Annotated in this window: 16 protein-coding genes and 1 pseudogene; 6 read left to right on the top strand and 11 right to left on the bottom strand. The window is 69.0% G+C overall.

Features of this window, described 5'->3' with window-relative positions; translation table 11 throughout:
• The first annotated feature begins 16 nt into the window (after positions 1-16).
• From nirB to GT347_RS21475, 3 genes are read left to right on the top strand one after another with little or no spacing between them, the layout of a single operon-like run.
• Complete coding sequence (gene nirB / locus GT347_RS21485; RefSeq protein ID WP_160554133.1) at positions 17-2,542, top strand: nitrite reductase large subunit NirB; 2,526 nt, start codon at positions 17-19, stop codon at positions 2,540-2,542.
• 1 nt (position 2,543) lies between these two features.
• Positions 2,544-2,885: a nitrite reductase small subunit NirD gene (nirD, locus tag GT347_RS21480; RefSeq protein ID WP_160554132.1), complete on the top strand. Its 342-nt coding sequence runs from the start codon at positions 2,544-2,546 to the stop codon at positions 2,883-2,885.
• A 40-nt stretch (positions 2,886-2,925) separates the two neighbouring features.
• Complete coding sequence (locus GT347_RS21475) at positions 2,926-3,912, top strand: nitrate- and nitrite sensing domain-containing protein (protein ID WP_160554131.1); 987 nt, start codon at positions 2,926-2,928, stop codon at positions 3,910-3,912.
• Here GT347_RS21475 and ilvB read toward each other — a convergent pair.
• The gene (gene ilvB, locus GT347_RS21470) at positions 3,909-5,678 is read right to left on the bottom strand and encodes a biosynthetic-type acetolactate synthase large subunit (RefSeq protein WP_160554130.1); all 1,770 of its coding nucleotides are present in this window, start codon (positions 5,676-5,678) and stop codon (positions 3,909-3,911) included. The two genes, GT347_RS21475 and ilvB, sit on opposite strands and share 4 nt — an antisense overlap.
• 62 nt (positions 5,679-5,740) lie before the next feature.
• Here ilvB and GT347_RS21465 point away from each other — a divergent pair, with 62 nt between their 5' ends.
• Entirely contained in the window at positions 5,741-6,238 is a 498-nt protein-coding gene (locus GT347_RS21465; RefSeq protein ID WP_195812364.1) for an Lrp/AsnC family transcriptional regulator, read from the top strand.
• A gap of 6 nt (positions 6,239-6,244) precedes the next feature.
• Here GT347_RS21465 and panS read toward each other — a convergent pair whose 3' ends face one another.
• The 4 genes from panS to ppk2 form a co-directional block, all read right to left on the bottom strand.
• Positions 6,245-7,153 carry a ketopantoate/pantoate/pantothenate transporter PanS gene (gene panS, locus GT347_RS21460; protein WP_160554129.1) on the bottom strand — a complete coding sequence of 303 codons (909 nt, stop codon included), beginning with the start codon at positions 7,151-7,153 and terminating at the stop codon, positions 6,245-6,247.
• A gap of 193 nt (positions 7,154-7,346) precedes the next feature.
• Entirely contained in the window at positions 7,347-8,696 is a 1,350-nt protein-coding gene (locus GT347_RS21455) for an esterase-like activity of phytase family protein (protein WP_160554128.1), read from the bottom strand.
• 86 nt (positions 8,697-8,782) lie between these two features.
• Positions 8,783-9,439, bottom strand: coding sequence for a hypothetical protein (locus tag GT347_RS21450; protein WP_160554127.1), 657 nt, complete (start codon positions 9,437-9,439; stop codon positions 8,783-8,785).
• Between the two features lie 49 nt (positions 9,440-9,488).
• Positions 9,489-10,283: a polyphosphate kinase 2 gene (gene ppk2 / locus GT347_RS21445; RefSeq protein WP_160554126.1), complete on the bottom strand. Its 795-nt coding sequence runs from the start codon at positions 10,281-10,283 to the stop codon at positions 9,489-9,491.
• A 320-nt stretch (positions 10,284-10,603) separates the two neighbouring features.
• Between ppk2 and GT347_RS21435 the strand changes: the two genes are divergently transcribed.
• The gene (locus tag GT347_RS21435) at positions 10,604-12,133 is read left to right on the top strand and encodes a hypothetical protein (protein WP_160554124.1); all 1,530 of its coding nucleotides are present in this window, start codon (positions 10,604-10,606) and stop codon (positions 12,131-12,133) included.
• 50 nt (positions 12,134-12,183) lie between these two features.
• On the opposite strand, the gene GT347_RS21430 is transcribed toward GT347_RS21435, so the two are convergent.
• Positions 12,184-13,146: a tRNA dihydrouridine synthase gene (locus GT347_RS21430; RefSeq protein ID WP_160554123.1), complete on the bottom strand. Its 963-nt coding sequence runs from the start codon at positions 13,144-13,146 to the stop codon at positions 12,184-12,186.
• A 48-nt stretch (positions 13,147-13,194) separates the two neighbouring features.
• The gene (locus GT347_RS21425) at positions 13,195-14,634 is read right to left on the bottom strand and encodes a diguanylate cyclase domain-containing protein (protein WP_160554122.1); all 1,440 of its coding nucleotides are present in this window, start codon (positions 14,632-14,634) and stop codon (positions 13,195-13,197) included.
• A 273-nt stretch (positions 14,635-14,907) separates the two neighbouring features.
• Here GT347_RS21425 and GT347_RS21420 point away from each other — a divergent pair.
• Positions 14,908-15,401: pseudogene (locus GT347_RS21420) on the top strand (MarR family winged helix-turn-helix transcriptional regulator).
• Between the two features lie 39 nt (positions 15,402-15,440).
• Here GT347_RS21420 and GT347_RS21415 read toward each other — a convergent pair.
• The 4 genes from GT347_RS21415 to GT347_RS21400 all read right to left on the bottom strand — a co-directional run bounded on the left by GT347_RS21415 (position 15,441) and on the right by GT347_RS21400 (position 20,288).
• Entirely contained in the window at positions 15,441-16,304 is an 864-nt protein-coding gene (locus GT347_RS21415) for an ion transporter (protein WP_160554121.1), read from the bottom strand.
• A gap of 32 nt (positions 16,305-16,336) precedes the next feature.
• Positions 16,337-18,736, bottom strand: coding sequence for a TonB-dependent siderophore receptor (locus tag GT347_RS21410; protein ID WP_160554120.1), 2,400 nt, complete (start codon positions 18,734-18,736; stop codon positions 16,337-16,339).
• A 104-nt stretch (positions 18,737-18,840) separates the two neighbouring features.
• A complete protein-coding gene (locus GT347_RS21405) occupies positions 18,841-19,728 on the bottom strand; it encodes a FecR family protein (protein ID WP_160554119.1) in 888 nt (295 codons plus the stop codon).
• Positions 19,725-20,288 (bottom strand): RNA polymerase sigma factor, encoded by a 564-nt coding sequence (locus GT347_RS21400; protein ID WP_160554118.1) that lies wholly within the window; start codon positions 20,286-20,288, stop codon positions 19,725-19,727. Before GT347_RS21400 ends, GT347_RS21405 begins: the two co-directional genes overlap by 4 nt.
• Between the last annotated feature and the right edge of the window lie 43 nt (positions 20,289-20,331).

The following is a 20,331-nucleotide window of genomic DNA, read 5'->3' as shown; positions in this document are numbered from 1 at the left end:
CCACGCAGGATACCCCATGAAAATCATCCTCATCGGCCACGGCATGGTGGGCCACAAGTTTCTCGAAAGCCTGGCTGCGACCGGCATCGAGCATGCCCAGGTCACCGTGCTCTGCGAAGAACCGCGCGCGGCCTACGACCGGGTGCATCTGTCGGAATTCTTCAGCGGACGTTCGGCCGAGGCCCTGTCCTTGGTGGAGGCCGGCTTCTTCGAGCGCACCGGCTTTTCCCTGCGCCTGGCCACCCGGGCCGCTTCCATCGACCGGCGCGGCAACACCGTCACCACGGTGGACGGCCAAGTCCTGCCCTACGACAAGCTGGTGATCGCCGCCGGCTCCAACCCCTTCGTGCCCCAGGTGCCGGGCCGTGACCGGGCGCACTGCCATGTCTACCGCACCATCGAGGATCTGGAGGGCATGCAGCTCTCCGGCTCCAAGTCGCAGACCGGCGTGGTGGTGGGCGGCGGCCTGCTCGGCCTCGAATGCGCCAAGGCCTTGCGCGACATGGGCCTGCAGACCCATGTGGTGGAGTTCGCCCCGCGCCTGATGGCGGTGCAGGTGGACGAGGCCGGCGGCCGGGTGCTGCAGGCCAAGATCGAAGAGCTGGGCGTGCAGGTGCACACCGGCCGCAACACCCTGGAGATCACCGACGGCGCGCGCGGCCGCCACCGCATGGTGTTCGCCGACGGCTCGCACCTGGAGGCCGACATGATCGTGTTCTCCGCCGGCATCCGCCCGCGCGACGAACTCGCCCGCCAGAGCCAGCTGGCCGTGGGCCCGCGCGGCGGCATCGCCATCGACAGCACCTGCCGCACCAGCGACCCCGACATCTACGCCATCGGCGAATGCGCCGCCTGGAACGAACAGACCTTCGGCCTGGTCGCCCCCGGCTACGACATGGCGCGTGTGGCCGCCCGCCACATCGCCGACGACGCCGACGCCTCCTTCGTCGGCGCCGACATGAGCACCAAGCTCAAGCTGATGGGCGTGGACGTGGCCAGCATCGGCGATGCCCACGGCCGCACCGCCGGCAGCCGCAGCTACCAGTACCTGGACGAGCGCCGCCAGGTCTACAAGAAGATCGTGGTGAGCCCGGACGGCCAGCAGCTGCTGGGCGCGGTGCTGATCGGCGACGCGGCCGAATACGGCACCCTGCTGCAGATGGCCCTGAACGGCATCAAGCTGCCGGCCGAGCCCGAGTTCCTGATCCTGCCCTCCTCCGACGGCAAGGCCCAACCCGGCCTGGGCGTGGACGCCCTGCCCGACAGCGCCCAGATCTGCTCCTGCAACGACGTGAGCAAGGGCCGCATCAACGCCGCCGTGGGCGAAGGCGCCTGCACCATCGCCGAGATGAAGGCCTGCACCAAGGCCGGCGCCACCTGCGGCGGCTGCGTGCCGCTGGTCACGCAGATCATGAAGCTGGAGATGGCCAAACGCGGCATGGCGGTCAACAACCATGTCTGCGAGCACTTCCCCTACTCGCGCCAGGAGATCTACCACCTGGTCCGCGTCGGCGACATCCGCAGCTTCGACGAACTGCTGGCCCGCCATGGCCAGGGCCTGGGCTGCGACATCTGCAAGCCGGTGGCCGCCAGCGTGTTCGCCTCCTGCTGGAACGAGTTCGTGCTGAAGAAGGACCTGGCCGCGCTGCAGGACAGCAACGACTACTACCTGGGCAACATCCAGAAGGACGGCAGCTATTCGGTGGTGCCGCGCATGCCCGGCGGCGAGGTCACGCCCGACGGCCTGATCGCCGTCGGCCAGGTGGCCAAGAAATACGGCCTCTACACCAAGGTCACCGGCGGCCAGCGGGTGGACCTGTTCGGCGCGCGGGTGGAGCAGCTGCCGCTGATCTGGGAGGAGCTGATCGCCGCCGGCTTCGAATCCGGCCATGCCTACGGCAAGTCGCTGCGCACGGTGAAGAGCTGCGTCGGCTCCACCTGGTGCCGCTACGGCGTGGGCGACAGCGTGGGCCTGGCCGTCGAGCTGGAGAACCGCTACAAGGGCCTGCGTTCGCCGCACAAGATCAAGTTCGGCGTGTCCGGCTGCACCCGCGAATGCGCCGAGGCGCAGGGCAAGGACATCGGCATCATCGCCACCGACAAGGGCTGGAACCTCTACATCTGCGGCAACGGCGGCATGAAGCCGCGCCATGCGGAACTCTTCGCCACCGACCTCGACAAGGCGCAGCTGATCCAGCTGATCGACCGGGTGCTGATGTTCTACGTGCGCACCGCCGACCGGCTGCAGCGCACCAGCACCTGGCGCGAGAACCTCGAAGGCGGGCTCGATTACCTGAAGGACGTGCTGCTGCACGACTCGCTGGGCCTGAACGCCGAACTCGAAGCCCAGATGCAGCATGTGGCCGACACCTACCAGTGCGAGTGGAAGACCGCCGTCACCGACCCCGCCGTGCGGCGCCGCTTCCGCTCCTTCGTCAACAGCGACAAGGCCGACGAACATGTGGTGTTCGTGGAGGAGCGCGGCCAGATCCGCCCGGCGCGCCCGGAAGAACGTGTGCCCGCCATGGCCGAGGGGATCTGAGATGAACACCGCCACCGCGAACTACACCGCCGTCTGCGAGATCGACGACATCCTGCCCGGCACCGGCGTCTGCGCCCTGGTGGAGGGCCGGCATGTGGCCGTCTTCCGCGTCGGCCAGAGCGACTTCCACGCCATCGACAACGTCGACCCCAAGTCCGGCGCCAGCGTGCTCTCGCGCGGGCTGGTGGGCAACCTGGGCGATCGGCTGGTCGTGGCCTCGCCCCTCTACAAGAACCACTTCGACCTGCGCACCGGGGAATGCCTGGAGATGCCGGAACTGTCGGTGGCCACGCATGGCGTGAGAATCGAGGGGCAGCGGGTGCTGGTGGCGCTCGGCGGTTGAGGGCCGCGCCCGCGCGTGTAAAACCGCGGGAGTCCCTCCAATGATCGATCCGGTCGTGCAGCTGTCTGCATCCGCCCTGGTGCACCGTGCCCGCCAACTGGAAGTCGATGCGATGCATGGCCTGGCCAGCCGCGCCGACCTGCTCGAAGTGATCGGCCGGGCGATCCGCTGCCTGCAGCGCGAACGCGGCGCATCCAGCATCTACCTGGCATCGCGCGGCCTGCGTTTCTCGCAGGAGCGGCTGGCCATGGAGGAGGACAGCCGCGCCGCCCAGAAGGCACTGGCCTCGGCTTTCTCCCGCCATGCCGAGCCGGAGCGCGGTGCTACGGCGGGCGCGCTGTCGCTGATGGCCTGGGTGCTGCTCGGCCTCGATGCCCTGGAAGGCATGCGCGGCCAGATCGAACGCCAGGGCATGGACGCGCACGCCATGGTGGCCGGCTACAGCCACCTGATCGCCGGCCTGATCGAGCTGATGGTGCAGATCGCCGAGACCGCCGCCGTGCCCGGCCTGCAAGGCCTGCTGCGCGCCCTGGTCCACCTGGTGCAGGCCAAGGAGGCGGCCGGACAGGAGCGGGCGCTCGGCGCCCTGCTCTTTGCCTCCGGCTGGAACAACGAAACCCAGCAGCGCCGGGTGGCCCGGCTGATCGACACGCAGCAGGCCTGCCTGGCGGCCTTCGCCGAAGCGGCCGATGCGGAACTGCTGGGTTTGTGGCGCGAGCAGGTGCGCGCCGGCCTGGCCGAACTTCAGGCGCTGCGCAGCATCCTGCTGGGCGCACGGCCCGGCAGCGTGCTGGACACCGGCCTGAGCAAACCCTGGTTCGATGCCTGTTCCGGCCGCATCGACGGGCTGTGGGCTTTGCAGACCGCCCTGCTGCAGCAGCTGCGCGGCGACTGCGCCGCCAGCATCCGCCAGGCCCGGGTGGAGCTGCGCGACACCCGCGGCCTGCTGCGCCATCTGCGCGAGAACCCGCCGGCGCGGGCGCAGGCGGTGGACCGCTTCTTCGCCTGCGGCGACCCGAAAGCCTAAGCCGCCTCGCGCGGCATCCACGCACCGGCCGACAGCAGGATCTCGTGATGGCCCCGGCCGGCCGGGATCATCGGGTAGCAGTTCTCCTGCGGCGCCACCTGCACGTCCAGGAAGAAGGGCCCGTCCCAGGCCAGGCATTCATCGAGCGCCTGCGCCAGCTCCGCCGGATCGGCCACCCGCCGCGCACCCCAGCCGAAGGCGCGCGCCAGAGCCACGAAATCGGGCAGCGCGGCGTTCCAGCTGTGGCTCAGGCGATTGCCGTGGTTCATCTCCTGCCACTGCCGCACCATGCCCATGTAGCCGTTGTTCGACAGCACCACCTTCACCGGCGCGCCGTGCTGCACCGCGGTGGACAGTTCCTGGATGTTCATCAGGATGGAGGCGTCGCCGCTCACGCAGACCACCGTGCTGTCCGGATGGGCGATCTGCGCGCCGATGGCCGCCGGCAGACCGTAGCCCATGGTGCCGGCGCCGCCCGAGGTGAGCCAGCGGCGCGGCGCGTCGAAGCGCAGGTACTGGGCGGCCCACATCTGGTGCTGGCCGACGTCGGTGGAGACGATGGCCTCGCGGCCTTGCAGCTTTTGCTGCAACGTGGCCATGAGCTGCTGCGGCAGGATCGAATCGGCCCGGGGCTCGAAGGCCAGGCAGTCGCGCGCACGCCAGCCTTCGATGCGGCGCCACCAGCCTGCCAGGCGCTGCGGATCGGCCTCGGCCAGCGCCGGCTCGGCCAGCAGGGCCTGCAAGGCGCTGCCGCAATCGGCCACCACCGGCACATCGACCTTCACCGTGCGGTGGATGCTGGCGGGGTCTATGTCCACATGGATCTTGCGGGCCTTGGGGCAGAACTCGCCGAGCTTGCCGGTGACCCGGTCGTCGAAACGCGCGCCTATGCACACCACCAGATCGGCCTCGTGCATCGCCAGGTTGGCCTCCACCGTGCCGTGCATGCCCAACATGCCGAGGAAGGCGGGATCGGAAGCTGGAAACGCGCCCAGGCCCATCAGCGTCAGCGTGCAGGGCGCGCCCATGCGCCGGACCAGTTCGGTGAAATCCGCGCAGGCCTGCGGCCCGGCATTGACCAGCCCGCCGCCGCCGTAGAACACCGGGCGCTGCGCGGTGGAGATCAGGTCGGCCGCGCGCTGGATGGCGCCGGGCGAAGGCTTCACGCTCGCCGGCTTCGGCGCCTGCGCTGAAACGGCCGGCGTGCGGCGCAGCGTCGCCAGCTGCACATCCTTGGGCAGGTCCAGCAGCACCGGCCCCGGCCGGCCGCCGGCCGCCACGGCCAGCGCCTTGGCGACGGTGGCGGGGATGTCGTCGGCGCAGCGCAGTTGCCGGTTCCACTTGGTCACCGGCCGCGACATGCCCAGCGCATCGCTCTCCTGGAAGGCCTGGGTGCCGATCACCCCGGTCGCCACCTGGCCGCTGATGCACAGCAGCGGGATCGAATCGCTGATCGCATCCAGCAGTCCGGAAATCGTGTTGGCCACGCCCGGCCCGGAGGTCACCAGCACCACGCCGACCTTGCCGGTGCTGCGTGCATAACCCTCGGCCGCATGCACCGCCGCCTGTTCGTGGCGCACCAGCACATGGCGCAGCCGGGGCTCGCCATGCAGCGCGTCGTACAGCGGCAGGGCGGCGCCGCCGGGGTAGCCGAAGAGGGTGTCGATGCCGCTGTCGATCAGCGCCTGCAGCAGCGCCTGGGCGCCGTTGATCGGGGTCGGCGTCGACGCCAGGTCATGAAGGGGTTCGGCGAGGGCTTGTTCCATCTGGTGATTTTTCCGTGGAACCACCAGAATAGGCTTTGGAATTTCCATCGCCAAACCCTCTCATGCCGAAGATCAAACCGGATTCAGTCGATCAGACCGAAAAATCTTTCGACAAACTCGACATGGCCATCCTGCGCCTGCTGATGCAGGACAGCCGCAAGACCTTGAACGAGATCGGCGCGGAAGTGGGCCTGTCCTCCACCGCCTGCTGGACCCGCATCAAGCGCCTGGAGTCCGAGGGCGTGATCCGCCGCTACACGGTGGACGTGAACCCCGCCCGCCTGGGCTACCGCGACTCGGTCATCGTGCAGCTCACCCTGGAGAGCCACACCGACGAGACCCTCTACGAGTTCGGCCGCATCCTGGCGACGATCCCCGAGGTGATGGAGGCCTACCTGGTCTCCGGCGACTACGACTACTACATCCGCCTGGCGGTACGCGACACCCGCGACTACGAACGGCTGCTGCGCGAGCGGCTCTACAAGATCCCGGGCATCCGGCACAGCAAGTCGCATTTCGTGCTGCGCACGATGAAGGAGGCGAGCCTGGCGCCGGTGTGAGCCGGATTACTTCGTCGACTTGCGCGCCCAGTGCCCCGCCAGCAGTGAGCCCGAGATGTTGTGCCACACCGAGAACACCGCCCCCGGCAGCGCGGCCAGCGGCGAGAAGTACAGGTTGCCCAGGGCGGCGGCCAGGCCGGAGTTCTGCATGCCCACCTCCAGCGCCAGCGTGCGGCAGACCGACTCGTCGAACTTCAGCAGGCGTCCGCCCCAGTAGCCGCCGAGCAGGCCCAGGGCGTTGTGCAGGATCACGGCGATGAACAGCGTCGGGCCGACGGTGGCGATCTTGCCGTGGCTGGCCGCGACCACGGCGGCGATGATGGCCAGGATGGAGAACACCGAGACATAGGGCAGCGCCTTCTCCGCCGCGCGCACCGCATTGCGGGCGAAATGGTTGAGCAGCAGGCCCAGCAGCACCGGCACCACCACGATCTGCAGGATGCTCAGCAGCAGGCCCAGCACGTCCACCGCCACGTTGGCGTTGATGTAGAGCCGGGTGAGCAGCGGCGTGGCGATCACGCCCACCAGGGTGGAGACCGCGCCGATCGTCACCGACAGGGCCACGTCGCCGCGCGAGATGTAGACCATCAGCGTGGAAGCCGTGCCGCTGGCCACGCTGCCCACCAGGATCATGCCGGCGACCAGTTCCGGCGGCATGTCGAACACCCGCGCCAGCAGGAAGGCCGCCAGCGGCATCACCAGGTAATGGATGAGCACGCCGGCGATCACCGGGCCGGGCTGCACCAGCACCCGGCGGAAATCGGCGAAGGAGAGCGTGGCGCCCATGCCGAACATCACCAGCATCAGCAGCCAGGTGACCCAGGGCAGCAGGTGCACGAAGGTGCCGGGCAGGACATAGGCGGCGGCTGCGGCGAGCGCGGCCCACAGGGGGAACAGGCGGGTGAAGAGGGACATGTTTTTAGCGGGCCGCTATGGCTCAGCTGCGGGGAGGGAAGGCGCGCTGCGCGCGGGGCAAAGCCTTCGATTGTCGCTTGTCGCGAGGATTCTTTGGCGGCCTTCGGCCTGTCTCTTCTTCCACTTCTTCGGACGGTGGAGCCGATGGCTTGCGCGCCCCAGCCCCGCCCTCCGCCAAGGAGACAAAACCCCCTCACTTCACCCGAAGAAAATCCCCGACATCCAGCAGGATCAACTCGTTGTCATCAGCCTTGTCAGGCTCCCGGCTGCTGGAAAACGGCAGGTTGTTGTCATTGCCAACCACGATGTGGGTCGCATCCACGACCTCCACGTTCTCGATGGTGAAGAAGGGAAACTTCAGCACCCCGTCGTTCAAGGGCTTGCGCGAAAGCCGCTGAGGATCCGCGATGTTGAGCAGATCCACATACCCGATCTTGCGCACCGCCTGCCCCACGTTGGCATCGCCGAACTCGATCTTGTAGACCCGCTTGAACTTGGCGATGTCATGGAAGCAGTCCGAGCGCTTCTGCCCTTCGGGGCAAGCCTTGTCGGCCGTGCCTTCGCCGTTGTCGCGTTCGATGATCAGGCCGGTGTCGCCGTCGATCATGTTGAAGTCGCCGATCGCATTGCCGTTGGCTTCCAGCGGATAGAACCAGTGCCGCCCGGTCCACTTGCCGGCGGCCACGTCGAACTCCAGCACCCGCAGCGCCTCCTTGCCGTCGACCCGTTCGAAGTCCTTGGCATCGGCCTTCCAGACCGGCCCTTCGAGCAGGGCGTAGAGCTTGCTGCCGTCTTTGGACGATGCCATGCCCTCGAAGCCCTTGGAGCGCTTCACCTGGAAATCCACCGCGCCGCCGGGCACGCCGGGCGTGGTCACCGAGGGATGGTCGGGCGAGCGCACCGGCTTGCCGTCGACCAGCGCGTCGTACACGGCGAGCACCTTGCCCTTGAGGTCGGCCTTGATCAGGTAGGGCCCGAACTCCTCGCCGATCCACAGGGCGCCGCCGGCGAACTGGAAGCTCTCGGGATCGAAATCGGAGCCGGTCAGGTAACGCTGCTTGCTGCCTTCATGGACGATGCGAAACGGCACCTTCTTGTCCGGGTCGTGCAGGAAGACAGCACCCAGGTGCCTGAACTTGCCGCTCCCGAAATCGACCTTGTAGTGGTTGAGGTAGAGCATGAAGTCCGGCGAGTTGGCCTTGGCGCCGGCACCGTTGTCGGTGAGGATCCAGAAGCTGCCGTCTTCCATGCGCTTGATGCCCGAATGGCCCTGCAGCGGCTGGCCCTTGAAGGGCAGGAAGACACCGGTGCCGCGGCCGCCGGACAGGCCCTCGACCGTGCCGACGGCCTCGGTGCGTTTGCCGTCGCTGAACTTGCCGCTGGACTGCAGGTCGGCCGGCGCATCCTTCGGAGCCGGCATGTACGACTGCGCGGGCAGCAGGGCATGGCCGGCCAGGGTGGCGGGGAAGACGGTCTGCGTGGGCTGGGCGGAGACGGCGCCGCAGGCGAGAGCGGCGGCGAGGGTGATGGCGAGGCGCTTCATGAGAGAAGGAATGTCCCGGTCGTGTAAAGACGCAGAACATCCCAGCGCGGCGTGACCGCCTCATGACGCGGCCTGCCGCCGCGCGATCACATCGGCGGCGCGAAGCCGTCGCGGCCGGTCATCACCCGCACGGCGGTGGGCTTGCCGTCCTTCATCTGGGCATTCACCAGCACCTTGGCGCCGGGCACCAGCAGGTCCGGCGTGCCGGGCTTGAAGCTCACCACCGGCACGTCGCGCGGCACGATGACGGTCTTCTCGCCGCCCTTGTACTTCAGCACCAGCTTCTGGCCGCCGGGCACGTCCGAAGGCGCGGCGCTGACGCCTTCGACGGTCGCGTTGGTCATGGTGCTTTCGGGCATCAGATCCCAGGCGTGGTGGCCTTCGCCGGTGCCGCGCGCGGCCTCGGGGAAGATGACCACTTCCAGCGCCCGCTGGGTGCCGTCGGGCTGGGGTAGCGCGGCGGTGCCGATGTAGCTGTTGGGGCGGATGTCCGAGAGCGAGACCGGGAAGACCTCGGCGATCGGCATGCCGGGCGGCCGCTGCAGCACCACCGTCTCGCCGCCGCGGTCCTTGACAGTGATGGTGTTCGCATCGGCCTTTTCCAGCGTGCCGCGCAGGCGCACCGGTTTTTCGTCCGCAGCCTGGGCGGCGGCGGACTGTGCCTGGACCGAGACGAGGCCGGTGGCGGCGAAGGCGGCCAGGCTGGCCGCCAGGACGAGGGTGGATCGGGTGAAGTAGCGCATACGGCCTTTGTTGTTGGCTGAGGGAGGAAAAGGGAGAAGGCAGGACGCTTCAGCCGGCTGTCGGCCGCAGGTCCTTGGGCACCTTGAGCGGCTCGATCACGCCATAGTGCTCCTTGTGCGGCTTGCGCTTCAAGGCTTCGAGCGCGGGCGCGACGTCCTCGATGCGGCTCTTGGGCAGGCGCTGGATCAGGTCGCGGATCAAGGTGAGCCGGCCCAGGCGCTGGTCGTTGAAGTCCACCAGCGTCCAGGGTGCATGGCGCTTGTGCGTGGCCTTGAGCATCTTCTCGCGGGCCTGGGTGTAGTCGTCGTAGAGCTTGCGGGCCTCGATGTCGACCGGCGAGAGTTTCCAGCGCTTGAGCGGATCGGCATGGCGCTCGGCGAAGCGCTTTTCCTGCTCGGCCTGGTCGGTGCACAGCCAGTACTTGAAGAGCAGGATGCCGTCGTCGACCAGCATGCGTTCGAACACCGGTGCCTGCTTCAGGAAGCTGGCCACCTGCTTGTCGCTGGCGTAGCCCATCACCTTCTCGACGCCGGCGCGGTTGTACCAGCTGCGGTCGAACAGGGCGATTTCGCCGGCGGCCGGCAGGTGCGCCACATGGCGCTGGAAATACCATTGCGCGGCCTCGCGCTCGGTGGGCTTGGGCAGGGCGGTGATCCGGCATTGCCGCGGGTTGAGGTAGTCGCTGATGGTGGCGATGACGCCGCCCTTGCCGGCGGTGTCGCGGCCCTCGAAGAGGATCAGGATGCGCTGTTCGCGCGCCGCCACCCAGCGGGCGATGCGGGCGAGTTCGATCTGCAGCGGTTCGAGCTGTTCGTCGTAATCCTTGCGCGAGAGTTCTTTCATGGCGTCCGGGTTGGTGGCGGCGGGACCCATTCTGTCGAGCCCGCCGGACTCGCGCGTATCCAGGGGCTTCCGGCGCCTGTTACCGATGTACACATGTTTGATACGATCTGGTGACGCGAGCATCGGCCGCGGGACTCACAACGTTTCAACACGGCATTGCAATGAGAGATATTCGGATCGTGGCAGGTCTTGCCCTGTCTTTGTTCTTGGCGGCTTGCGGAGGCGGAGGCGGAGGCGGAGGCGGAGGCGGAGGCGGAGGCGGAGGCGGCGGCGGCGGCGGCGGCGGTGGCGGTGGCGGTGGCACGCCAGCAGCGCCTTCGGTGCTGGCCGGCGTCACCGTCAGCGGCACGGCCGCGGTGGGCGCGGCCCTGGCCAATGCCAGTGTGGCGGTGCGCTGCCATGGCGGCAACGGCAGCGCAAGCACCGGCACCAGCGGCGCCTATTCGGTCACCGTGACGGGCGCCAGCCTGCCCTGCATGCTGCAGCTCACCAGCGGCAGCACCGTGCTCTACGGCCTGGCCACAGGTTCGGGCCAGGGCAGCGCCACGGCCAACATCACGCCGTTGACCCATCTCATCCTGGGCACCGCCGCGCATGCCGATCCGGCCGCCGTGTTCGCCGCCTTCAATGCCGCCAGTTTCGGCGATGCGCAACTGGCCCAGGCCCGGACGGCGGTGGCCGCGGCGCTGGCGGCCGCGGGCATCCAGATCGGCGGCGACTCGCCGCTGAGCGACAGCTTCCGCATCGGCGATGCGCTCGATGCCAAGCTCGATGCGCTGGCCGCCAGCCTGCGCAGCGGCGGCAGCAGCCTGGCCGACCTGGCCTATGCGCTGCGCGAAGGCGCAGCCGATCTGGCCGCCGGACAGCTCACCGCGCCGCCGGTGCCGGCCTGCCCGCAGTTGCGCGATGGCAAGTACCAGGCGGTCTACAGCGACGGCAGCAGCGGCGTGTTGAGCCTCCAGTTCAGCGGGCCGGTTCCCAGCGCGAGCCAGTGGGTGACGACCAGCGGGGGATTTACGAGTCTGGGCGGACCGATCCGCATGTCGGCCGTGCAGGCCTGCCAGTTCAGCTTCGCCGGCCTGCAGGGCAAGACCTACGAGGCCGCTGCCTCGCAGCAGGGCATCTTCGCCCTGCGCGATTCCAGCGGACCGGTCGGCTTCGCCTTCCCGATGCAGAGCCTCGCGCTGGCCGACCTGGCCGGCAACTGGAACACGGTGGAGTACGGTCCGGGCGAGACCGGCTTCAGCACCCTGACGATCAGCGCGGCCGGCCGCCTCGACGTGCGTGAGTGCGCCGCCAATGCCGATGCCTGCACGGGTGAGGTGACCACCACCGGCATCGCCCCCGCCGTCCGGCCCAATCCGACCACCGGCGCGGCATTGCCCAGGACCTTCGCCATCACCAATCCGGCCAATGGCGCGGCATTGGTCGCGCTGCATGCCTATCGTTCGCCGACGGGTGGCATGTTCCTGGTGGCCGCCTATCCGGGCCAGGGCCTGATGGTGGCGTCCAGGCAGAGTGCCCTGCCCTTGCCGGACGTGGGCCGCGTGGGCCGGTACTGGACGGCCGAGGTGCAGACGACAGGCTCCAGCTTCAGCTACGGCGGCAACCGCATCACCTCGGTCGATGCCGCGACCGGCAGGGTCGACCGTATCGACCTGCTGGACGCCTCCACCCAGTACCGCCTCTACAACAAGCCGCGTGACGGCATGCGTGTGCGGCCGGTACAGACGACTGGTGGACGCAGCTACAACTCGCTGGTCCAGCTCGTGCCGGCGGGCAGCGGCCTGACGGTATACGCCGGTGCCTCCGGCGCGGTCTATTTCGGGGTGAGCGTGGACGACCGCTGAACGGCGTTTTTTTCGCTGGCGAGAGCGGCCCCGGACGGGCCGCTTTTTTTTCATGCCCGCTGCCGTGCCATCCAGGCATCCACCGCCGCCGGATCGGTCAGCGTGCGGATCTCCATGAAGGCGGCTTCAGCCTCGGGATGGCGCCGCCGCAGCAGGTTGAGCCACTGCTTGAGCCGGCCCACCCGCTGCCGGCCGGGGAAGTGGTGGCTGATGATGCGCCAGAAGGCATCGAGCTGCGGCAGCAGTTCGGTCCAGCCCACGGCGCCGGAGACGGCCTGCCCGTCGGCCGCGCGTATCGCCCAGGCCAGGCCCGGATCGGCCACGGCGCCGCGGCCCAGCATCAGCGCCTGGCAGCCCGACAGCTCGCGGCAGCGCTGTGCATCGGCCACCGTCCAGATCTCGCCATTGGCCACCACCGGGATCGCCACCGCCTCGCGGATCGCGGCGATCAGCTCCCAATAGGCCGGCGGGCGGTAGCCATCGGTCTTGGTGCGGGCATGCACCACCAGCTCGCAGGCACCGGCCTCGGCCAGCGCCCGGGCGTTCTCCAGCGCCAGGCTGGCATCGCGCACACCCAGGCGCATCTTGGCCGACACCGGCAGATGCGCCGGCACGGCGGCGCGCACTGCGCGCACGATGTCGAACAGGGCCTCGGGCGTGTCGAGCAGCGCCGCGCCGCCGCCGTGGCGGTTGACGATATTGGCCGGGCAGCCGAAGTTGAGATCGACACCTTCGGGCTGCAGCCGCGCCAGCGCCGCCGCGTTGTCGGCCAGGCAGGCGGCGTCCGAGCCCAGCAGCTGCGGCCGCACCGGCGTGCCGGCGGGCGTGCGGCTGCCGTTGAGCAGCTCGGGCACGTAGCGCAGGAAGACCCGGTCGGGCAGCACCGTGCCGGTGATGCGGATGAATTCCGACACGCAGCGGTCCACCCCGCCGATGCGGGTCAGCACATCGCGCAGCACGAAGTCGAGAAGGCCCTCCATGGGGGCGAGCAGGATGGGGGATGGGCTTGGCATGGGCAACCGGCGATTGTCGGTCCCCTCGGCATCACGCCGCCCTGCGGTTCAGGCGAAGGTGAAACCGCAGGCCCTCACCTTGGCCGCGTACATGGCCTCGTCGGCCAGGTGCAGCAGCTGGTCGGTGGCCACGCCGTTCTCGGGCACACGCGCCACGCCGATGCTCACCCCCACGTCCACCAGCTTGCCGTCGGCCAGGGTGATCGGCTGCTTGACCCGCTCGCAGATCATGCCGGCGATCTCGGCTGCCTTGTGCCGGTCGTTGGTGATCAGCAGCACCGCGAACTCGTCGCCGCCCAGGCGGGCCACGGTGTCGGAATGGCGCAGGATGCCCTGGATGCGGCGTGCCGCCTCCTGCAGCACCTGGTCGCCCGCGGCGTGGCCCAGGGTGTCGTTGATCGCCTTGAATTTGTTCAGGTCCATCACCATCAGGCTGTAGCCGCGGCCCAGGGCCTTGTAGTTCTCGGCGGCCAGCTGCAGGTTCATCTCGAACAGGCGGCGGTTGGCCAGGCGGGTCAGGCTGTCCTGATAGGCCACCTTGTCCAGCGGCGCCACGAACTTGTGGGTGGCGCGGTAGACAGCGGTCACCGACAGCACCACGTTGAACACGATCAACAGGCTGAAGATGCGTTCGAGCTTGACGAAGGTCTCCATGGCCTCTTCGAGCGACTGGCCCACCACCGCCACCACCCGCGAGGCACCGTTCTCGCCCAGGTCCACCGTGAGCATGCGGTAGTGGTTGGTGCCGGCGGTCAGCGACCAGAAACCGTCCTGCAGGTTCTCGAACTTGGAGACCATGGCGCCCTGCAGTTCGGGATCGTAGGAAGACGCCTGGATGGTCCAGGGGCCCTTGCCGTCGCGCGACAGGAAGACGAAGTCCGAATTGGTGATCTTGCGGAACTGGGCGGCGATCTGGTCGTCGATCTGGAAGGCGAAGGACAGGTGGGCGGTGGGCGCCGGCGTGCGCACCACGGTCTTGACCCATTGGTAGAGCACATGGGTGTCCGGGTCGAGCGCCAGTGCCTTCAGGCTGCTGTCGCCGGACTTGATGTCGCGCACCTGGGCGGCCAGCGCCGAATCCGAGAGGCCGGGATAGTCGGCCAGGAAGCCGCTGGTCTGCGACATGGACTTGCCGGTGACGGTGTCGTCCAGCGTGGACAGCACGGTCAGGCTCGAACCCATACGCACGTTCTGGTTCTTCAGGGCCGATTCGATGGTCAGGCGCGAATTGCTGGAAACCGCCTCGCGAAAACCGTAGTCCTTGGCCACCAGGTCGGTGGCCTGGCGCAGGTATTCGCTGCGCTGCGCCACCGCGTATTTGAAGACCTGGGCGCTGGAGCGCAATTCGTCTTCGAGCTGGTCGGTGGCGATGCGCCGGTTGGCGAACCAGAGCAGGACAAAAGCACCGATCTGAAAGGCGATCAGAAAGGGCACCAGGAAATAGATCAGGCGCCGTTCGGAAGACAGCGGCTTTACCCGGCCATCCATGCCCATCTCCTGCATCCGGCAAGCGATGCGTGCCTGGCCGATCCGGATGCGTGCTGCGCGGGCCGCGGATGACGCTTGTCGCTTACCCTGTTGTCCCGTGTCTCAAGCAGCAAGTGTGTCTCCGAGGACAAAATAGAGGGCTTTATCGAGTCAGCACACGCGGTTATGGACGCGTGTTCCTGCCAAAGCTCAGTATAAAACCACAAAACGTGCAGCGGGATATCCAGGCAAGAGGTCTTTTGCGCTTGCTGCCGGCCTGCTGATGTGCCATTCATGAGCCAGAGAAAACGATCCATTGCCGCCACTTCCGAAAGCCCTGCGCCGAACTCTGGCGCGGCCGTGCTGGGGGGCTACGACTTCTCGCAGCAGGTGGGGCACCTGCTGCGGCGTGCCTATCAGCGGCATGTGGCGATCTTCCAGCAGGGGATTCCGGATTCGCAGCTCACGGCGGCGCAGTTCGTGGTGCTGTGCGCGGTGCAGGAGCGGGGGGCCTGCTCGCTCAACGATGTGGTGCGGGCGACTGCCATCGACCAGGGGACGGCCAGGGGGGTGGTGGAGCGGCTGAAGTCGCGGGGGTTGATCGAGGTTTCCCATGATCCTGCGGATAAACGCAAGGTGATGATTCGGGCTACTGCTTCCGGGAGGAACTGGTTTCTAAAACCGTGCCGTTTGCTCGGGAGATCAGTGAGGCCACGTTCGGGGGGTTGAATGCGGCTGAGCGGGTGGCTGTGTTGTTTTTGTTGCAGCGGATGAGTGGGGAGGGGTGAGGGATGAAGGGGCTTTATCTCCTTCGCCAAGGAGAAGAACTAAAGCAAAGCCCCGCAATCCCCACAAAACCGCGCCGAAACCAGGTGCTCCTCACTCCCGCAAGCAGGACACCGCCGCGCCCCCACGGCCCACCGGGCATGCCGTGCAGTGAACTCCGAACTCACGATCCCGGTCGGCACGGCCAGAGTGCCCCATCCCAGCAGCATCATGGCCGAGGCGATCCCCCGCCCGATGGCCGTCTTGGGCGCGATGTCGCCGAAGCCCACGGTGGTCATGGTGGTGATGGCCCAGTAGACCCCCACGGGAATGCTGGTGAAGCCATGCGCAGGCCCTTCCACCACATACATCAGCGTGCCCATCACCACCACCACCAGCAGCACGAAGGACATGAACACCGCGATCTTGCGGCGCGAGGCAGCCAGGGCCTCGCCCAGCGCGCTGTACTCCGCCACGTACTGGCTGAGCTTGAGGATCCGGAAGATGCGCAGCAGCCGCAGCACCCGCACATCGACCAGCGCATACACCCCCGGCACCAGCACCGCCACATAGGTGGGCAGCAGGGCCAGCAGGTCGATCACGCCGAACACGCTGCGCATGTAGCGCGCCGGCCGGTCCACGCAGACCAGGCGGCAGAAGTATTCGACCGTGAAGGCCAGGGTGAAGAACCATTCGCAGCCACGCAGCAGCGGCCGGTGTTCGGCGTGGATGGAGGCCACGCTGTCGAGCGCCACCGCCACCACGCTGGCCACGATCAGGCCGATCAGCAGCAGGTCGAAGGCCCGGCCCGCGGGCGTGTCGGACTCGAAGATGACGCTGTAGAGCCGCAGCCGCCAGCCGCCCGAGGGCCGGCCGTAGCGTTCGGCGTCCTGGTTGGGCGGGGGCGGCGTCTCGGTGATCTGCATGGCGCGATCCTAGGCGAATCGCGCCCGCGGGCCTACCAGCGGTAACGCAGGGTGGCGACGGCATTGCGCCGACCGCCGAACTGGCAGCCGACGGTGTTGTTGAAACAGCTGGCCACGTACTGCTTGTCGGTCAGGTTGTAGACGTTCAACGCAATGGTGGTGCCGCTCAGGCGGCCGTCGAGCCGGCCCAGGTCGTAGCGCAACGCGAGGTCGGTGGTGGTGTAGCCGGGCACCTGGAAGGTGTTGAGCGCATCGCCCCAGCTCGGGCCGACGTGGCGCAGGCCGAGCGACATGCCCAGGCCCGCCAGCGCGCCCTGCTGCACGGTGTAGTCGGCCCAGGCCGCGGCCGAGTCCCTGGCGGCGCGGGCCGGCACCTTGCCCTGCTGGGTGGAGCCGTTGGAGGCGGGGTTGGCGCGGGTCACCTCGATATCGGTGCGGGTGTAGCTGGCCAGCAGGGCCAGGCCGCGGTCGAGCTGGGCCTTGGCTTCGAGCTCCAGGCCGCGCGAGCGCACCTCGCCTTCCTGCACGCTGTAGTTGGTGTCGTTCGGGTTGGGCGTGGTGACGTTCTGGCGGCGCAGGTCGAAGAGCGCGGCGGTGATGAAGCTGTCGAAGCCGGCGGGCTGGTACTTCACGCCGGCCTCCCACTGCTTGCCGGTTTCCGGAGCGAACTGCTGGCCGGCGATGTCGGTGCCGGCCACCGGCAGGAAGGACTCCGAATAGCTGATGTAGGGCGCCAGGCCGTTGTCGGCCAGGTAGACCAGGCCGGCGCGGCCGGTGGTGGCGGTGGGTTTCTGGATGGGGTCGGCCACGGCGTTGGTGGCGTTCTCGGTGCGCACCCAGTCGTGGCGCAGGCCGAGCACGGCGGCCCACTGGCCGTGTCGGATCTGGTCCTGCAGGTAGGCGCCGACCTGGGTCTGCTGCTGGGTGTAGCGGCTGCCGGCGGTGGGGGTGGCGACGGCGGCGCCATAGACCGGGTTATAGAGGTTGAGCGAGGGCGCCGTGCCGTTCAGGATGCTCTGGTCGTATTCGCCGCGGAACCAGTCGATGCCGGCCAGCGCGACGTGGGAGAAGGCGCCGGTGTCGAAGCGGGCTTCGAGCGAGCTGTCGGCGGTGAAGAGCTTGCCCGAGCCGCGCCGGGCCTGGGCGCTGCGGGTGGCCAGGCCGGTGGCGGCGTTGAAGGAGGACACGGTCAGGCGCTGGCCCTCGTGTTCGAAGTGGGTGTAGCGCGCGTTCTGGCGCAGCTTGAGCTGCCCGGAGAAGGCGTGCTCGAACATCCAGCCGGCGCCGTAGCGTTCGTTGCTCATCCGGTCGAAGCCGGGCTCGCCGACGAAACGCGACACGGGAATCGTCTGCGCCGCCGGCAGCACCGTGCCGGCCGTGGGCACCGGTCGGGTGTAGTCGCCTGTCTGCCGCTGGTATTCGGCCAGCAGGGTGAGGCTGGTGACGCCATCGGGCTTCCAGCTCAGCGAGGGGGCGAGGTAGCGGCGGCGGTCCACGGTGTAGTCGACCTGGGTCTCGGCGTCGCGGTCCAGGCCCACCAGGCGATAACTCCAGTCGCCGCTGCCGCCGAGCGGGCCGCCGATGTCGAAGGCGATCTGCTTGCGGCCGAAGCTGCCGGCCTGCAGCTCCACCTCGTGGTGCGGCGTGGCGGTGGGGCGTTTGGTGACCAGGTTGACCATGCCGCCGGGCTGGGTCTGGCCGTAGAGCACCGAGGCGGCGCCGCGGATCACTTCCACCCGCTCCAGGCCGTAGATCTCGGCGGCCTCCCAGCCGTAGTAGTCGGACATCTGCATGCGCATGCCGTCGCGCAGCAGGCTGCCCACGGTCTGGGCGAAGCCGCGCATGGCGTAGACGTCGGAGCTGGACTGCGCGCCGTCGGTGAAGGAGGTGATGCCGGGCGTGTAGCGCAGCGCGGCCTCCAGGTTGCCGGGCTGCTGCGCCTCGATCTGCTCGCGGGTGATGACCGAGACGGATTGCGGCGTCTCCAGCAGCGCGCTATCGGTGCGGGTGGCGCTGGAGCCGCGCCGGGCGACGATGCCGCCGGCCGGGCCGAAGGCGGATTCGCGGTCGGCATCGGCGGTGACGCGCACTTCGCTCAGCGCGCCTTTGATCGTGGTGTCGCGCTCCACCGTCCAGGTGCCGGCGCCGCGGCTGCGCAGCACCAGGCCGCTGCCGGCGAGCACCTTGTCGAGCGCCTCCCGGGCGGTGAATTCGCCGCGCAGCGCGGGGGCGCGGTGGCCTTCGGTGAGGGACGAGGCGAAGAGCACCTGCACGCCGGCCTGGCGGGCGACGGCGCTCAGGCTGCGGTCCAGCGACGCGGCGGGCAGGTCCAGGTGCAGGCGGGCGGCGGGGGCCTGCGCATGCACGGCGCAGGCCAGCACCAGGGGGCTGAGTGCGAAGAGCGGCAGGGGCGGGCGACGGAAAGTGAACAACACGGGGGTCCTTGGCGACAGATGAGGGTGGAAAGCCGGTGCGGCCTACCCTGGATGTCGAACTGCCCCCCGTCCAACCCTACCCGCGAGCCGAAATATTTTTCTCAGCGCGCCCGCAGCTCGGCGCCGCCGTCGGCCGCCCAGCGCAGCTCCACCGGCAGGATGTGGGGCAGGGCCCGCAGCATGTCGTCGGGCCGGGCGGTGTCGAACACGCCCGACAGGCGCAGCTGCCCGGCCTTGTCGCCCTGCAGCCGGATGGCGCCGCGGCGGTAGCGCTGCACCTCGGCCAGGGCTTCGGACAGGGGCGTGGATTCGAAGACCAGCCGGCCCTCGGCCCAGGCGCCGGCGCGCGCGATATCCACCTGGCGCACCGGTCCGGGCGCCTCGCCCGCGCGGATCCGCCGGGCCTGGCCCGGTGCCAGCGGCGGCGCGGCATTCCAGGGCTGCCCGGCCGAGCCACGCAGCTGCACCCGGCCTTCCAGCACCTGCACCTGCACTTCGCTGTCCGTGCGGCTGACATCGAAGCGGGTGCCGACCACCCGCACCTGCGCCAGCCCGGCATCCACCTCGAAGGGGCGCACCACGGCCGGTGTCACCGCGAAGCGCGCCCTGCCCTGCAGCAGGGCCACGCGGCGGGAGCGAAGGTGCCAGCTGACGTCGGCCACGGTGTCGCTGTCGAGCGTGATCTCGCTGCCGTCGCCCAGCAGATAACGCTCGCGTGCGCCGATGGCGCTGGCCAGATGCTCGCTGCGGTAGGCCGGATCGGCCCACCAGGCGGCGGCCGCCGCCGCAGCCGCCAGCAGCAGGCCCAGCACCGGCGCCACGCGGCGCGGCTTGCGGGCGGGGCGCTGCAGGGATTCGAGCGGGAACAGCGCCTGCAGGGTCTCGCGCTCCTCGGCCAGCGCGGCATCGAGCGCATGGCGCTGCGCGGCGCGCTGCGCACGGGCCAGCGCGGGCTGCGGCTGGCGGGCGGCCTCGGCCTTGCGGCTCATGGCAAAGGCCCGGGGCGCCCGGCCAGTTCCTGGCCCAGGGCGCGCCAGCAGGCCTCCATGCCCAGGCGCAGATGCTTTTCCACCGTCTTGATGCCGATGCCCAGCCGGGCGGCGACCTCCTGCTGCGCGATGCCGTGGATCTTGTGCATCACGAAGACCTCGCGGCAGCGCAGCGGCATCGCATGGATGGCCGACACCAGCAGTTCGAGCTGCTGCCGGCCGCTGGCGATGCGGGCCGGATCGGCATGGGCCGAGCCCTCGGCCTGCGCATCCTCGGGCAGCTCGGCCCAGGTCTCGACCCAGGCGCGCCGGCCGGCCTCCACCCGGTGCCGGTCGATGGCGCGGCGCCGCGCCATGGTGCGCAGGAAGGCCAGCGGCGAACGGATCTCGCCCTGCGCCGGCTGCTCGATCAGCTGCAGGCAGACCTCGTGCACCACCTCGCGCGCGCTGCAGGCCTCATGGCGGCGCAGGCCGATGAAGCGGCGCACATCGTCCACCAGCTCGTCGTAATGCCCGACGAGGGCGGCCACCAGGGGCAGCGGGGAAAAACGCGCGGTCACGGGAACAGGGGCGAGGCAAGAGCTGCGATGTCCCCAAGTGTAT

Source organism: Xylophilus rhododendri, from assembly GCF_009906855.1.
Taxonomy (GTDB): Bacteria; Pseudomonadota; Gammaproteobacteria; order Burkholderiales; family Burkholderiaceae_C; genus Xylophilus; species Xylophilus rhododendri.
The sequence above is the reverse complement of the archived record's forward strand: the minus strand, read 5'-3'. Positions and strand labels throughout refer to the sequence as shown.

What these genes read in the sequence shown, in the direction of transcription:
- ilvB (WP_160554130.1), bottom strand. Translation starts at nt 5,678, where the DNA reads ATGGAACAAGCCCTCGCCGAACCCCTTCATGACCTGGCGTCGACGCCG.
- GT347_RS21475 (WP_160554131.1), top strand. Translation starts at nt 2,926, where the DNA reads ATGATCGATCCGGTCGTGCAGCTGTCTGCATCCGCCCTGGTGCACCGT.
- GT347_RS21425 (WP_160554122.1), bottom strand. Translation starts at nt 14,634, where the DNA reads ATGGATGGCCGGGTAAAGCCGCTGTCTTCCGAACGGCGCCTGATCTAT.
- GT347_RS21405 (WP_160554119.1), bottom strand. Translation starts at nt 19,728, where the DNA reads ATGAGCCGCAAGGCCGAGGCCGCCCGCCAGCCGCAGCCCGCGCTGGCC.
- nirB (WP_160554133.1), top strand. Translation starts at nt 17, where the DNA reads ATGAAAATCATCCTCATCGGCCACGGCATGGTGGGCCACAAGTTTCTC.
- GT347_RS21455 (WP_160554128.1), bottom strand. Translation starts at nt 8,696, where the DNA reads ATGAAGCGCCTCGCCATCACCCTCGCCGCCGCTCTCGCCTGCGGCGCC.
- GT347_RS21415 (WP_160554121.1), bottom strand. Translation starts at nt 16,304, where the DNA reads ATGCAGATCACCGAGACGCCGCCCCCGCCCAACCAGGACGCCGAACGC.
- nirD (WP_160554132.1), top strand. Translation starts at nt 2,544, where the DNA reads ATGAACACCGCCACCGCGAACTACACCGCCGTCTGCGAGATCGACGAC.
- GT347_RS21450 (WP_160554127.1), bottom strand. Translation starts at nt 9,439, where the DNA reads ATGCGCTACTTCACCCGATCCACCCTCGTCCTGGCGGCCAGCCTGGCC.
- ppk2 (WP_160554126.1), bottom strand. Translation starts at nt 10,283, where the DNA reads ATGAAAGAACTCTCGCGCAAGGATTACGACGAACAGCTCGAACCGCTG.
- GT347_RS21465 (WP_195812364.1), top strand. Translation starts at nt 5,741, where the DNA reads ATGCCGAAGATCAAACCGGATTCAGTCGATCAGACCGAAAAATCTTTC.
- GT347_RS21430 (WP_160554123.1), bottom strand. Translation starts at nt 13,146, where the DNA reads ATGCCAAGCCCATCCCCCATCCTGCTCGCCCCCATGGAGGGCCTTCTC.
- panS (WP_160554129.1), bottom strand. Translation starts at nt 7,153, where the DNA reads ATGTCCCTCTTCACCCGCCTGTTCCCCCTGTGGGCCGCGCTCGCCGCA.